This window comes from Paraprevotella xylaniphila YIT 11841, assembly GCF_900683745.1.
Classification (GTDB): domain Bacteria; phylum Bacteroidota; class Bacteroidia; order Bacteroidales; family Bacteroidaceae; genus Paraprevotella; species Paraprevotella xylaniphila.
The window spans coordinates 3,634,327-3,648,909 of the sequence record NZ_LR215980.1 but is presented as its reverse complement, the minus strand read 5'-3'; the positions used below and the strand labels follow the sequence as shown (position 1 = coordinate 3,648,909).

The 14,583-nt window shown below is 51.0% G+C and carries 11 protein-coding genes; 5 read left to right on the top strand and 6 right to left on the bottom strand.

From position 1 onward, the window contains the following. Positions 1-7: 7 nt before the first annotated feature. The 4 genes from E0E47_RS15445 to E0E47_RS15430 are packed head-to-tail and all read right to left on the bottom strand — an operon-like array spanning position 8 to position 4,176. Positions 8-1,162, bottom strand: coding sequence for a sodium ion-translocating decarboxylase subunit beta (locus E0E47_RS15445; protein ID WP_008629914.1), 1,155 nt, complete (start codon positions 1,160-1,162; stop codon positions 8-10). A 4-nt stretch (positions 1,163-1,166) separates the two neighbouring features. Further along, positions 1,167-1,610: an acyl-CoA carboxylase biotin carboxyl carrier protein subunit gene (locus E0E47_RS15440; RefSeq protein WP_008629913.1), complete on the bottom strand. Its 444-nt coding sequence runs from the start codon at positions 1,608-1,610 to the stop codon at positions 1,167-1,169. A gap of 37 nt (positions 1,611-1,647) precedes the next feature. Beyond that, positions 1,648-2,610 (bottom strand): OadG family protein, encoded by a 963-nt coding sequence (locus tag E0E47_RS15435; protein WP_008629912.1) that lies wholly within the window; start codon positions 2,608-2,610, stop codon positions 1,648-1,650. 12 nt (positions 2,611-2,622) lie between these two features. Beyond that, complete coding sequence (locus E0E47_RS15430) at positions 2,623-4,176, bottom strand: acyl-CoA carboxylase subunit beta (RefSeq protein ID WP_008629911.1); 1,554 nt, start codon at positions 4,174-4,176, stop codon at positions 2,623-2,625. Between the two features lie 195 nt (positions 4,177-4,371). On the opposite strand from E0E47_RS15430, the gene E0E47_RS15425 reads away from it, so the two are divergent. The 3 genes from E0E47_RS15425 to E0E47_RS15415 are packed head-to-tail and all read left to right on the top strand — an operon-like array spanning position 4,372 to position 6,861. Continuing rightward, on the top strand, positions 4,372-5,724 hold the full coding sequence (locus tag E0E47_RS15425) for an MATE family efflux transporter (protein WP_130894087.1): 1,353 nt from the start codon (positions 4,372-4,374) through the stop codon (positions 5,722-5,724). Between the two features lie 4 nt (positions 5,725-5,728). Then, the gene (locus tag E0E47_RS15420) at positions 5,729-6,349 is read left to right on the top strand and encodes a cytidylate kinase-like family protein (RefSeq protein ID WP_008629909.1); all 621 of its coding nucleotides are present in this window, start codon (positions 5,729-5,731) and stop codon (positions 6,347-6,349) included. Then, entirely contained in the window at positions 6,346-6,861 is a 516-nt protein-coding gene (locus E0E47_RS15415; RefSeq protein WP_008629908.1) for a metallophosphoesterase family protein, read from the top strand. The genes E0E47_RS15420 and E0E47_RS15415 overlap by 4 nt, the downstream gene beginning before the upstream one ends. Positions 6,862-6,936: 75 nt before the next feature. On the opposite strand, the gene E0E47_RS15410 is transcribed toward E0E47_RS15415, so the two are convergent. Next, positions 6,937-8,631, bottom strand: coding sequence for a putative transporter (locus E0E47_RS15410; protein ID WP_008629907.1), 1,695 nt, complete (start codon positions 8,629-8,631; stop codon positions 6,937-6,939). A gap of 168 nt (positions 8,632-8,799) precedes the next feature. On the opposite strand from E0E47_RS15410, the gene mutA reads away from it, so the two are divergent. Both mutA and scpA read left to right on the top strand, forming a co-directional pair. Further along, positions 8,800-10,707, top strand: a complete 1,908-nt coding sequence (gene mutA, locus E0E47_RS15405; protein WP_130894086.1) for a methylmalonyl-CoA mutase small subunit — start codon at positions 8,800-8,802, stop codon at positions 10,705-10,707. Further along, on the top strand, positions 10,704-12,869 hold the full coding sequence (gene scpA, locus E0E47_RS15400; protein ID WP_021980984.1) for a methylmalonyl-CoA mutase: 2,166 nt from the start codon (positions 10,704-10,706) through the stop codon (positions 12,867-12,869). The genes mutA and scpA overlap by 4 nt, the downstream gene beginning before the upstream one ends. Before the next feature lie 254 nt (positions 12,870-13,123). Here scpA and E0E47_RS15395 read toward each other — a convergent pair whose 3' ends face one another. Then, complete coding sequence (locus tag E0E47_RS15395) at positions 13,124-14,572, bottom strand: potassium/proton antiporter (RefSeq protein WP_008629903.1); 1,449 nt, start codon at positions 14,570-14,572, stop codon at positions 13,124-13,126. Positions 14,573-14,583 lie beyond the last annotated feature (11 nt).

The window sequence follows — 14,583 nt, the reverse complement described above, 5'->3', positions numbered from 1 at the left end:
GCCCAAGTTAGCTCAAGAAGCCCAACAACACACCGGCAGCCACAGCCGAGCCTATCACACCGGCCACATTCGGCCCCATGGCATGCATCAACAGGTAGTTCTTGGAATCGTATTCCAACCCCAGATTCTGCGAGATACGGGCAGCCATCGGCACGGCGGACACGCCCGCATTACCGATAAGCGGATTGATTTTCTTGTGTTTCGGCAAGAACAGGTTGAAGAACTTGACGAACAACACGCCCGAAGCTGTAGCGATGATAAAAGCCAAGGCACCCAAAGCAAAAATCTTTATCGTGTCCATCGTCAAGAACTCGCTAGCCTGCGTGGAGCATCCCACCGTAAGGCCGAGCAACATGACGATGACATCGTTCAACGCACTACCGGCCGTCTTGGCCAAGCGAGTCGTCTTCGTACTTTCTTTCAACAGGTTACCGAAAAACAACATACCCAAAAGCGGGAGGCCGGAAGGCACGATGAAAGTCGTCATCAACAATCCCACGATAGGAAATATGATCTTCTCGGTCTGCGAAACCTGACGTGCGGGCTTCATGCGTATCACACGCTCCTTCTTCGTGGTGAGCAAGCGCATCAAAGGCGGCTGGATGACCGGCACCAAAGCCATGTAGGAATAGGCGCACACGGCTATGGCCCCCATCAGGTTCGGCGAGAGCTTGGAAGACAGGAAGATGGCCGTCGGCCCGTCGGCTCCGCCGATGATGGCGATGCCTGCCGCCTGGTTAGGCTCGAAACCCAAGGCCAAGGCTATCATGTAGGCCCCGAAGATACCGAATTGGGCGGCAGCACCGACCAACAAAAGCTTCGGGTTGGCTATCAACGCCGAGAAATCCGTCATGGCACCGATACCGAGGAATACCAAAGGCGGATACCAACCGGTCTTCACCCCCTGATAAAAAATGTTCAACACGGAATTATCCTCATACAGCCCGACTTCAAGCCCGACGGCTTTAAAAGGAATATTTCCCAAGATAATACCCAAACCGATAGGAATCAAAAGCAAAGGCTCGAAATCCTTCTTGATGGCCAACCACAAGAAGAACGCACCCACCAGTATCATGATCCAATTCCCCAACTCGGCATTTGCAAAGCCCGTATAGGTGAGGAAGTCGGATAATTTTGTTCCGATGAAATCAAATACTTCCATAGCCCTAACCGATTGTTACCAGAATTGCACCTTCACGCACCGAGTCGCCCTTGTTTACATGCACGGCCATTACCGTACCGTCGCACTCGGCATTGATATTGTTTTCCATCTTCATGGCTTCGAGCACCACCACGGTCTGTCCTTTCTTCACGGCTTGTCCCACGTTGACAGCCACGGCATTCACCGTGCCGGGCAGCGGGGCACGGACGGCCGTACCGTTCCCGACCGGGACTTCGGGCTGCGCTGCCGGTGCGGCAGCCGGAGTGACAGGGCCATGATGCACATGGGCTACCGGACGGATGACCGGCTTGTGGGTCAAATGCATCGGACGTTCCATCTCCACTTCGAAAGGAATCCCGTTGACTTCCACTTGAGCCATGTTCCCCTCCACATCGTTAATCTTCACCGTATATTCGGCACCCTTTACCTTATATTTATATTCTTTCATGATGATTCTTTTTTTGATTAGACTTTAACGTTTGATTTTATTCCGGCCACTCACGCATGGTGTAGCCCTTCGCATTCCATTCGGAGTGCTCTTCGGTATGGTAAGTCAGGACGTTGCTCTCCACGTCATGCACGTCTTCCTCATAATCGCGGAGTGCCATGGCAATGACAGCCATATAGACTTTCATGTCCACCCCTTTGGTCTCCATACCCTGTTTGGCCATGACGGCAGCTTTGTCAGCTTGGTCGCGCACCGCACGGATAGCCCGCACACGGGCCATCTTCGATACCAGTGTCACGGCATAGCCGAACAGGCGGAAAAAGACATAAAGGGCCAACAGGCACCCGAACACGACCCCCATCGCCATGATGGACATGGCAATGCCATACGGGTCTTTCTCTTTGAATTCCGCAACTTTGTCCTGCACTTTGCCCTGTCCGGCATTCGGTGCCCCGGGAGTCACCTCTTCCGCATCAAGCACCATCCAGACGTAAGCCTCGCTATCAGAATCATACACCCGGGCGTATGACTGGTTTTCGGCCAAGGGCGGTACAGTGATGGAATCGAGCAACGTCTTGCCGTTTCCGTCAAACAAGGCGATGAAGTTTTCCTCGCCTTCCTTTAACGTAAAGTTGGTGTGCAAAGTACCGAGATTCGTATGCCCGTCGGCAAAAAACACGATGCGCTGTTGGGCAGTCAAGTTCGTGCGTTCATCCCCTTTCGGTACGAGCGACATCAACTTGACACGTTCCGGCACGGAAAGGTCTTTGTTCAAAGCCTCACGATTCGTAGTCAGATAACAACTACGGATGTTGTTGGTTCCCCACGAAGTGTTGGCAATCTCAATCCAACCCGAACGCTCCCCGTATTCGTCAATGAGACCGTGCGTGTTGGTCACAACCACTTCATTGATTTTGAAGCTGAAGGCCCCCTGCCCGAAAGCAGCGGCCACAACCGTCAAACCAACAAGGATTCCTAAAAATCTTTTGTGTAACATCATCTTTATATTGGATTACAATGGAATATTCCCATGCTTCTTCACAGGGTTCAATAATTTCTTGGTCTGCAACTGGGCCAACGCACGAATGACACGGAAGCGCGTGTTGCGCGGCTCTATCACATCGTCGATGTAACCGTACTTGGCAGCCTGGTAAGGATTGGTAAAGAGTTTGTTATACTCGGCTTCCTTCTCTTCCAGGAAGGCTTTCGGGTCTTCGGCTTCCTTGGCATCCTTGGCGTACAATACGGCCACGGCCCCGGAAGCGCCCATCACCGCAATTTCCGCCGACGGCCAAGCATAATTGATGTCTCCACGCAGCTGCTTACAGCTCATCACGATATGGGATCCGCCATAGCTCTTGCGCAAGGTCACCGTCACCTTAGGCACGGTGGCTTCCCCGTAGGCATACAGCAACTTCGCCCCGTGCAATATCACGGCGTTGTACTCTTGCCCCGTACCCGGCAGGAAGCCCGGCACATCCACCAAGGTCACCAACGGAATGTTGAACGCATCGCAAAAACGCACGAAACGCGCCCCCTTGCGGCTGGCATTGCAGTCGAGCACGCCTGCATAGCACTTCGGTTGGTTGGCCACCACGCCCACGCTCTGCCCGTTGAAGCGGGCGAAGCCCACAATGATATTCTTGGCATAATCGGGCTGCACTTCAAAAAACTCACCATTGTCCACTATCGCTCCGATAACTTCGTACATGTCATACGCCTGATTCGGATTGTCCGGAATGATTTCATTGAGGAAATCCTCCAAACGGTCAATCGGGTCGGTACATTCCACCCGTGGTGCTTCCTCCATGTTGTTTTGAGGAATATAACTGATAAGGGTACGGATCATCTGCATGGCCTCTTCTTCCGTTTCGGCCGTGAAGTGCGTCACACCAGACTTCGTGGCATGCACGCTCGCGCCTCCCAAGTCTTCTTGAGACACATCCTCGCCAGTCACCGTCTTCACGACTTTCGGACCGGTCAGGAACATATAAGAGGTGTTCTCCATCATCAAAATAAAATCCGTCAGGGCCGGAGAATATACGGCACCGCCCGCACAAGGCCCGAAAATACCGGAAATCTGGGGAATCACACCGGATGCCTCAATGTTACGCTGGAAGATATTGGCATAACCACCCAAGGCGTTGATACCTTCTTGGATACGTGCTCCGCCCGAATCATTGATACCGATACAAGGTGCCCCCATTTTCATGGCCTGGTCCATCACCTTACAGATTTTCTCGGCCATGGTCTCAGACAAAGAGCCTCCGTTCACCGTGAAGTCCTGTGCAAACACATAAACCAAACGCCCGTCGATAGTACCGCTTCCGGTCACGACCCCGTCCCCCAAATATTGTTTCTTCTCCATGCCGAAGTTGGTGCAACGATGGAGCTTGAACATGTCCATTTCCTCGAAACTGCCTTCATCCAGCAACATGTCAATGCGTTCGCGAGCCGTATATTTCCCTCTCGCATGTTGTTTTTCTATGGCCTTCTCGCCTCCTCCCATGCGCGCTTTGGCACGGAGTTCCACTAATTCCTTGATTCTCTCTAACTGATTACTCATGATACTTAATATGATTTAAGAAACACTATCTGCTACCTGTCCGCCTCACTCTGGCGGTTGAGTATTGCCATGCTGCAACAAAGGTACTAAAAAAGAATTTCCATCAAGCCTTTTATGCGGAAAAAATTAGTCGAAAAAAGATAACCGGCCTTACGGGCTTTTTTCGTACCTTTGCCTTACTTAAATTAACTTAATATGTCGAATCACGCTTCACCATTAGATTTAGGAACTCTTCCCGTCAGCAAGCTACTTAAACAATATGCTTTCCCGGCCATCGTCGCCATGACGGCTTCTTCACTCTATAACATGGTGGACAGTATCTTCATCGGTCATGGCGTGGGGCCTTTGGCTATCTCCGGGTTGGCACTCACGTTCCCTTTCATGAACCTGTCCGCAGCGTTCGGAGCCATGGTCGGAATCGGAGCGTCGACCTTGATATCCGTGAGATTGGGACAACAAGACTACAAAGCCGCCCAAGACATTTTCGGCAACGTCGTCACCCTGACCCTGATCCTGGGTGTCTTGTTCAGCATCGTGGCATTGGTGTTCCTCGACCCGATCCTGAACTTTTTCGGTGCCAGCCCCGCCACATTACCTTATGCCAGAGAGTACATGGAAATTATATTGTTGGGTAACGTCATCACGCACAGTTTCTTCACTTTCAACGCCATCCTACGTTCTACGGGCCATCCTCAACTGGCCATGAACGCTACCATCATGGCTGTGGTGGGAAACACCATCCTCAATCCTATTTTCATTTACGGGATGGACATGGGCATACGCGGCGCTGCCACGGCCACGATTCTGGCACAAATCGTCTCGTTGCTGTGGCAGGTGAGCGTCTTCCGCCGCCCCAAGGAGCTTATCCAGTTCAAACGTGGCATTTACCGCCTGAAAAAGAAAATCGTCAAGGATACTTTCGCCATCGGCATGTCTCCCTTCCTGATGAACAGTTGCGCTTGCCTCGTCGTAATCCTCATCAACCGCGGACTTGGACAATACGGGGGTGACTTGGCTATCGGTGCGTATGGTATCGTCAACCGCGTCTTGTTCATCTTCATCATGATTGTCATAGGATTAAACCAAGGCATGCAGCCCATCGCCGGATACAATTACGGTTCTCAGGACTACCATCGCGTACTCAAGGTATTGCGTTACACCCTGCTTTGGGGAACGTTGATTACCACAACCGGTTTCCTCATCGGGGAGTTGCTTCCGGAATTGTGTGTCCGTGCCTTTACAACAGACGAAGAACTGACCGACATAGCCGTGAAGGGTATGCGTATCGTAGTCATATTCTATCCTTTAATCGGCATGCAAATGGTCACGACCAACTTCTTCCAAAGCATCGGGCAGGCGAGCAAAAGTATTTTCCTGTCCCTGACACGGCAACTTTTGTTCCTCATCCCGCTGCTTCTGACATTGCCTCAGTTCTGGGGCGTAAAAGGAGTATGGTTGGCCATGCCCATATCCGATGCCATCGCATGTATAGTAGCCGGAATCATGTTAATCACAGCATATAGAAAATTTAAAAAATTAGCCGTATAACGTCATGAGAAAACATATCATTATCAATGTAGGACGCCAGTTAGGCAGCGGCGGACGCATCATCGGGAACCGCATTGCGGAAGATTTCAACATCAAGTTTTATGACAAGGAACTTTTGGACCTGGCTGCAAAAGAAAGCGGCTTCAATAAAAAGTTCTTCGAGCGCAATGATGAGCATAAAGGTTTCCTCAAAATACTTTTCAGCTCTTTTGCCCCCATCTTCGGTAGTAGCGACCCATACGCCAACCAACTCAGTGACGAATCGCTTTTCAAATTTCAAAGCGACGCCATCCGCAAGGCGGCCGAACAGGATTCTTGCGTGTTCGTAGGAAGATGTGCCGACTATATCCTGCGCGACTATCCCAACACCGTGAATGTCTTTATCACGGCCGACATGCCCGACCGAATCAAACGAGTCTGCGAGATGCTCCACATCACGGAAAAAGAGGCAGAAAAGAAATGTATAGAAGGAGACGAGAAACGTTCCGAATACTATAACTACTACAGTGCCAAGACTTGGGGAAGCGCAGCGTCCTATGACCTTTGCATCAATTCGTCTGCCTTAGGCATAGAAGCTACTGTCGACATAGTCGAAGACTTCATAGCCCAGAAGCTGAAACTATGAAGCGCATCGGATTGCTTTCGGACACCCACCGTTATTGGGACCGGAAATATCTGGAGTATTTTGAAGAATGCGATGAGATTTGGCATGCTGGAGACATCGGCTCCATGGAAGTGGTACAAAAATTGTCTGCATTCCGCCCTTTCAGGGCTGTATATGGAAACTGCGACGGTGAGGACATCCGTAAAATGTTCGGCGAGAAGCTCCGGTGGCGTTGCGAAGATGCCGAGGTGCTGATGACGCACATCGGAGGATACCCCGGCAAATATGCTCCCGACATACGAACGCAACTGTACAGTCATCCGCCTCATTTGTTCATCTGTGGGCATTCCCATATCCTAAAGGTTCAGTTCGACCCTAAATTAGGTTTGCTGCATATCAACCCGGGAGCTGCGGGCATCATGGGTTGGCACAAAGTACGTACGCTCGTACGTTTCACCGTAGAGGGGCAGACCTTCAAAGACTTGGAGGTGATAGAAATACCACGAACGGAAAGTTCATCCTGCATATTATAAAATCCGCATTATACGTATGGCGCCCGGTTTATTGGATAAACCGGGCGCCATACGTACAAATCTACCTGCACGGCATCAGAATGCCCCGCAAAGCAACAGTACAATCAACTGTGCCGTCAGAATGCGCAAGAACATCGTCAACGGGTAAACAGTAGAATAGCCCACAGCAGGAGCATCCGTACTGGATGCCTGATTGGCAAAAGCCAAGGCCGGGGGGTCGGTCGTGCTACCGGCTATCAATCCCATGATAGTGAAGTAGTTCAACTTGAAACGCATCCGGGCAATTATACCTATTATTAATATAGGTATCACAGTTATCAGGAAACCGGTCCACACATACGTCAGACCGTCACCGGCAACAACAGTCTCCACAAAATGCTCCCCGGCTTTTATCCCCACACTGGCCAGGAATAAAGCTAATCCGAACTCGCGCAACATGAAATTGGCACTTGTAGACACATACGTGACCAAACGGAACTTATAACCGAAACGGCCTATCAAAATGGCCACAATCAGCGGCCCTCCGGCCAAACCGAGCTTCACAGGCGTGGGCACGCCCGGGAAAGCAAACGGAATGCTTCCGAATATGATGCCGACCAGAATACCGACAAAAATCGTCACTAAGTTGGGATGATCCAAACGCTTCACGGAGTTACCCATCAGGCTCGCCACACGGTCGACTGCATCTTCCGGCCCAACCACGACAATCTTGTCGCCCACCTGCATACGCAAGTTACGGTCGGCGAAAAGGTTCATTCCGGAACGGGAAATACGCGTCACATTCACCCCATAGACAGAACTGAAATGCAACTGGCCGAAAGTCTTGCCGTTCATTTTCGGTTGAGTTACCACAATGCTCTTCGACACCATCGGCATGTCCTGCATGTCCCAGTCGATATATTCTTCCGGTCCGATAAAGGCACGGACAGCTTCCGCATCGTCTTCGGCACAAGTAATGAACAAGTGGTCGCCCAAATAAAACTTCGTATCCTTGGTCGGTATACTTACATGGCCGTCATGCAGGGCACGCGAACAAACATAATTGCGTCCCAAGAAATCGCGCACCTGCAGCAACGTCTTTTCATGCAGGGCCGTGTTCGTGACCTTCAAAGTCATCTTGTGAGGCTTGGCGTGCGGGTTTTCTGCCTGTTGCGCCAATATACGGTCTTCCTCGTCTTTCAACACGATACCGCAAATATAACGAATGGAAATAGTAGCAGCGATAATACCCACCACCCCGAGGGGATAGGCACAAGCATAACCTGAAGCTATCTGCGGAATGGCCTGCCCGTTCGCAAAGACCTGAGTCAACGCCTCCGTGGCCGCCCCCAATCCCGGCGTGTTTGTCACCGCACCGCAAAGTACCCCCACCATCATCGGCAAGTTACGCGGGTCGTTCGTATCAAACACACAAAAATACAAAACCAACATCACCAGGATGTTCAACGCCACGATGCCACAAGCCAACAGATTCAATGTCACACCACCTTTCTTGAAAGACTCGAAGAACCCCGGTCCCACCTGCAAGCCGATACAATACACAAACAGTATCAAACCGAAATCCTGCAAGAAATTCAACGTGGAGACAGGACCGGTAAATCCGAAATGTCCGGCCAAAATACCTGCAAACAACACGAACGTCACTCCTAATGAGATGCCGAAAAATTTAATTTTTCCCAAATAGACTCCCAAAGAAATTACCGCCGTGTACAACAAGACGATATGGGCAATGGAATTTGAATCAAACAGCAATTGCTCTAACCAATTCATCGCTTTACTTTAATTTTATATATAAATGATTTTTTAATTCTTCCTATTCGTCGGCAAAAGTACTCAAAAAAAGGACACCAACTGAGTTTTTCCATCTGATTTTTTGTACTTCTACAAAAGTTTTGTTACTTTTGTTCGATTGATAAAATTCTTTTTAACAGTATAGCTATGGCAGATAGTAAAGAAAAGCTTTTCTCTGACTTCATTGCACCTACGCGACAAGAATGGCTCGACAAAATCAACGTCGACCTCAAAGGTGCGGATTATCAGAAAAAAATGGTCTGGAGAACCAATGAAGGGTTCAGCGCAGAACCATTTTACCGAAAAGAAGATTTGGAAGGTATGGCGCAAACCCATGCACTTCCCGGCGAATTCCCCTATGTTAGAGGGAACAAGAAGGACAACAACCGTTGGTATGTCCGCCAAAACATCCGAGTGACCGTCCCAAAAGAAGCGAATGAAAAAGCACTCGACCTCCTGAATAAAGGAGTCACATCATTAGGGTTTAAAGTCCCGGCCAAAGAGTTGAACGCCACGTTCATCTCCACTTTATTGGAAGGAATCAAGGCCGATGCGGTGGAACTGAATTTCAGTACTTGTCAAGGTCATACCGTAGAATTAGCCCGTCTCCTGACGGCATACTACGATGAAAAAGGATATGACCGCGCCGCATTAGTGGGCAGCATCGACTTCGACCCGATGCAGAAGATACTGACCAAGGGCAAGGATACGACCGCCCTGTTGAACAGACTGGCGGAACTGGTCAATATCCTCGCACCGTTCCCGAAAATGCGTTGCGTTTGTATCAATGCCGACACGCTCTGCAACGCCGGTGCTTATATCTATCAGGAACTGGGCTATGCCCTGGCATGGGGGAACGAATACCTCAACCTGATGGTAGAGGCCGGTATCCCGGCAGCCCTTGCCGCCAAGAAAATCAAATTCAACTTCGGCATCAGCGGTGTCTATTTCATGGAAATCGCCAAGTTCCGTGCTGCACGCATGATGTGGGCCAACATCGTAAAACAATATAACCCGGTTTGTCCGCGCGAAGACTGCACCAACACGGGTGAGGATAAGTTCTGCAACTGTGCCTGCAAAATGTATGTCAACGCCACCACTTCCACTTACAACATGACGGTGTTCGACAGCTACGTGAACATGCTGCGCACGCAGACTGAGGCGATGAGTGCCGCATTGGCCAACGTAGACGCCATCGTAGTGACTCCGTTCGACACTCCATACGAGACTCCGACTGATTTTGCTGAACGTATCGCCCGCAACCAACAGCTGTTGTTGCAGGAAGAAAGCCACTTCGACAAAATCGTAGACGTGGCCGGTGGGTCATATTTCATCGAAACGCTCACCCGTTCGTTGGCAGAAGAAGCTTGGAAACTGTTCCTTACCGTAGAAGAAGAGGGCGGATTCCTTGCAGCCGCCAAGGCAGGCTGCATCCAAAAGGCCGTGAACGACACCAACGCCAAGCGTCATGCCAACGCAGGCAAGCGCAAGGAGTTCCTGCTCGGTACGAACCAATTCCCCAACTTCAACGAAAAGAGCGAAGGAAAAGCCCCATTGGCTGCCACATGCTGCTGCCACAGCCACGGTGACAGTTGCGAAAAACCGTTCGCCAAACTGGAAACAAGCCGTCTGGCTGCCGATTTCGAAACATTGCGCCTACAGACAGAACAAGCCGAAAAGCAGCCGGTGGCTTTCATGCTCACCATAGGCAACCTGGCCATGCGTCAGGCACGCGCCCAGTTCAGTTGCAACTTCCTGGCTTGCGCCGGCTACAAGGTGATAGACAATTTAGGTTTCCCAACCGTGGAAGAAGGCGTGGAAGCCGCCATGAAGGCAGGTGCCGACATCGTGGTGCTTTGCTCCAGCGATGACGAATACGCCGAATATGCCATCCCGGCTTTCAAAGCCGTGGACGGCCGTGCCATGTTTGTCGTGGCCGGTGCTCCGGCCTGCATGGAGGACTTGAAAGCCGCAGGTATCGAGTATTTCATCCACGTCCGTGTAGACCAACTCCAGACACTGAAAGAGTATAACGCAAAATTGGGAATCAAATGAGACAGAATTTTAAAGACATAAACATATTCTCCGGTTTCGGCCAAAAGAACGGCCAGGACTGGCAAAAAGAAAACGGTATCACCGCCAACTGGAAAACGCCCGAACAGATCGACATCCAGCCGGTGTACACCCAAGAGGATTTGGAAGGAATGGAGCATTTGGACTTTGCAGCCGGTATACCTCCGTTCCTGCGCGGCCCGTACAGCATGATGTACCCGTTCCGCCCGTGGACCATCCGCCAGTACGCCGGATTCTCCACCGCCGAGGAAAGTAACGCATTCTACCGCCGCAACTTGGCTAGCGGACAGAAAGGTTTGTCCGTGGCTTTCGACCTCCCGACACATCGTGGCTACGACCCAGACAACGAACGTGTGGTAGGCGACGTGGGCAAGGCCGGCGTGTCAATCTGTTCATTGGAGAACATGAAAGTGCTTTTCGAGGGAATCCCCTTGAACAAGATGTCCGTCTCCATGACGATGAACGGTGCCGTACTCCCCATCCTGGCCTTTTACATCAACGCCGGACTGGAACAAGGCGCACAGTTGGAAGAAATGGCCGGAACCATCCAGAACGACATCCTGAAAGAATTCATGGTGCGCAACACCTATATTTATCCACCCGCCTTCTCAATGAAGATTATTGCCGACATCTTTGAGTACACTTCACAGAAGATGCCTAAGTTCAACTCCATTTCCATCTCCGGTTACCACATGCAGGAAGCCGGTGCCACGGCGGACATCGAGCTGGCCTACACATTGGCCGACGGTATGGACTACCTGCGCGCCGGAGTGAACGCCGGAATCGACATCGACGCATTCGCGCCTCGTTTGTCTTTCTTTTGGGCCATTGGCATGAACCATTTCATGGAGATTGCCAAGATGCGTGCGGCACGTTTGCTGTGGGCAAAAATCGTGAAAAGCTTTGGTGCGAAAAACCCGAAATCCATGGCGTTGCGTACCCACTCGCAGACTTCCGGTTGGTCGCTTACGGAACAGGACCCGTTCAACAACGTGGGACGTACGTGTATCGAGGCCATGGCAGCCGTTTTGGGGCACACCCAGTCGTTGCATACCAACTCGTTGGACGAAGCCATCGCCCTGCCGACGGATTTCTCGGCCCGTATCGCACGTAACACGCAGATATACATCCAGAACGAAACCCAAGTGTGCAAGCACATTGACCCGTGGGCTGGTTCTTACTATGTGGAAACCCTGACGAACGAACTCGTCCACAAGGCTTGGGAACACATTCAGGAAATCGAGAAACTGGGCGGTATGGCCAAAGCCATTGAAACCGGTCTGCCCAAGATGCGTATCGAAGAGGCCGCAGCCCGTACACAGGCCCGTATCGACTCCGGCGCACAGACCATCGTGGGTGTGAACAAATACCGTTTGGACCACGAAGATCCAATCGACATCCTCGAAGTGGACAACACTGCCGTCCGCCTGCAACAGGAAGAAAACCTGAAGAAGCTGAAAGCCGGACGGAACGAGGAAGAGGTGAAAAAGGCATTGGCCGCCATCACCGAATGCGTACGCGAGTTCAACGAAGGCAAGAAGAGCGAACACAACCTGCTCGACCTAGCCGTAAAGGCAGCCAGCGTACGTGCCACGTTAGGAGAGATTTCAGACGCTTGCGAGGCTATCGTAGGCCGATATAAAGCCGTAATCAGAACTATTTCACAAGTGTATTCATCAGAAAGTAAAGCAGACGCCGACTTCGCCGAAGCTTGCGAGTTGACGGAAGAGTTCGCCCGGCAGGAAGGCCGCCGGCCGCGTATCATGATTGCCAAGATGGGACAGGACGGCCACGACCGCGGGGCCAAGGTTTGTGCCACGGGTTATGCCGACTGCGGTTTCGACGTCGACATGGGACCGTTGTTCCAGACACCGGCCGAGGCTGCACGCCAAGCCGTAGAGAACGACGTGAACATCATGGGCGTAAGTTCGCTGGCAGCCGGACACAAGACCCTCATCCCGCAAGTCATCGAAGAGCTGAAGCGGTTGGGACGCGAGGACATCATGGTCATCGCAGGCGGTGTCATCCCGGCGCAGGACTACGACTTCCTGTACAAAGCAGGCGTAGCGGCTATCTTCGGTCCCGGAACCTCCGTAGCCAAAGCAGCCTGTGAAATGATGAAAATCCTTTTGGACAAAGAATAAATACCACTTAATTTTTTCTTCATGGCGGTCATTCCGGCTTAGGTCGGGGTGACCGTTTTCCATATCTGGAGCATGGGGTAGAAAAGAAGAAAGCATATAGTCGGACTCCTCGCTGAAAATCATGAATAGCCAAACACGAAACAGCCAACCACCCGATACAAGACCAAAAAACGTCCGGCAGAAATGGAAAACCATCCGGCACAAAAAGAACAAAAAGCCTCAAAGGGAAATATAGATAACTTATAAACAGTCATTTATACATTATGAATCATCAATAACAACCGGTCGCCCAACATCAGTTCCAGCGAACCGTTCGGCACAATATAACGGTCGCCCCGCTTAATCATAATAACCAGCGTTCCTTCCGGAAGCGACAGTTCGCGAATATGACGTCCCCGTTGCAGAAGCTCTTCCGTACAAAGCACTTCACGTAACGTGCTCCCGACATCCTCGGTCAGTTCGATACCGAAGTTGTCCTCTTTTTCCGGCAAGGGTTCCGTAAGGCCCAACTTACGTGCCACCCATGACAAGGACATACCCTGAAAAAGCAAAGATATCAACGTGACGAAAAACACGATATTGAAAATCTGACTGGCACCGTCCACTTGCGCCATCACCGGATAGGTAGCGAAAATAATGGGAGCAGCCCCACGGATACCGACCCAGGAAATAAAAAGCTTGGATTTATTCGTGATTTTCCGTCCAAAAGGCAGAAGGCTTAACCATACGCTAAGCGGACGGGCCACAAAGGTCATAAAGACGCTGACCAGGACAGCCGTCAGCATGACGGGAAGCATCTCGTGGGGATTGACCAACAGTCCCAACATGAGGAACATCACAATCTGGAGCAGCCATGTCATGCCATCGAGAAAAGTTCCTATTTCCTTCTTCTTGAACAGGCGGCTGTTGCCGATGACCATACCGGCAATATAAACCGCCAGATACCCATTGCCTTTCAGCAAATAGACCGAGCAATAAATGATGAAAATGAAACAAAGCACCATGATGGAATAAAGCTCGGCATTCTTCAGGCTCACACGGTTGATGAGCCATACGGACAAACGTCCCAACAGATACCCCCCGGCTATGCCGACTACAAACTGCAGCAGAAAAGACCACAGGATTTCCCAACCTGAAACTCCTCCGGCCTGCAGGCATTGTATCAGGATGATGGTCAACAGATAGGCCATCGGGTCATTGCTCCCGCTTTCGAGTTCCAACATCGGTTTAAGATTATGTTTCAGGTTGATTTGCTGCGAACGAAGGATGTTGAAGACGGAGGCGGAGTCGGTGGACGACATCGTGGCGGCCAATAACAAGGAACCGATGAGGGTGAAACCGACGCCCGTATGCAGTTGCCAACCGGAAACCCAATAGACGAACAATCCGCAAAAAAGCGTAGTCAGAAACACGCCGGAGGTAGCCAACATGACCCCCGGCGACAATACCGGACGGATGTCCTCCATCTTCGTGTCCATTCCTCCCGTGAAAAGAATGATACACAATGCCACCATACCGATATGTTGGGCCACCGACACATCGTCGAACTGTATGCCCAGACCGTCTGTGCCGAACAGCATGCCGGCCAACAAGAACATCAACAGGGTAGGGATACCGAAACGGTAACCGGTCTTGCTCATCAGGATACTACAGAAAATCAGAAAGGCGGATACAAGCAATCCTATTTCAATGGAAACATTCATAGTTACGGCTC

Bases quoted from the DNA above. Each gene is read 5' to 3' on its own strand.
- scpA (WP_021980984.1), top strand. From the start codon at position 10,704: ATGAGACAGAATTTTAAAGACATAAACATATTCTCCGGTTTCGGCCAA.
- E0E47_RS15430 (WP_008629911.1), bottom strand. From the start codon at position 4,176: ATGAGTAATCAGTTAGAGAGAATCAAGGAATTAGTGGAACTCCGTGCC.
- E0E47_RS15440 (WP_008629913.1), bottom strand. From the start codon at position 1,610: ATGAAAGAATATAAATATAAGGTAAAGGGTGCCGAATATACGGTGAAG.
- E0E47_RS15420 (WP_008629909.1), top strand. From the start codon at position 5,729: ATGAGAAAACATATCATTATCAATGTAGGACGCCAGTTAGGCAGCGGC.
- E0E47_RS15410 (WP_008629907.1), bottom strand. From the start codon at position 8,631: ATGAATTGGTTAGAGCAATTGCTGTTTGATTCAAATTCCATTGCCCAT.
- E0E47_RS15395 (WP_008629903.1), bottom strand. From the start codon at position 14,572: ATGAATGTTTCCATTGAAATAGGATTGCTTGTATCCGCCTTTCTGATT.
- mutA (WP_130894086.1), top strand. From the start codon at position 8,800: ATGGCAGATAGTAAAGAAAAGCTTTTCTCTGACTTCATTGCACCTACG.
- E0E47_RS15445 (WP_008629914.1), bottom strand. From the start codon at position 1,162: ATGGAAGTATTTGATTTCATCGGAACAAAATTATCCGACTTCCTCACC.
- E0E47_RS15415 (WP_008629908.1), top strand. From the start codon at position 6,346: ATGAAGCGCATCGGATTGCTTTCGGACACCCACCGTTATTGGGACCGG.
- E0E47_RS15425 (WP_130894087.1), top strand. From the start codon at position 4,372: ATGTCGAATCACGCTTCACCATTAGATTTAGGAACTCTTCCCGTCAGC.
- E0E47_RS15435 (WP_008629912.1), bottom strand. From the start codon at position 2,610: ATGATGTTACACAAAAGATTTTTAGGAATCCTTGTTGGTTTGACGGTT.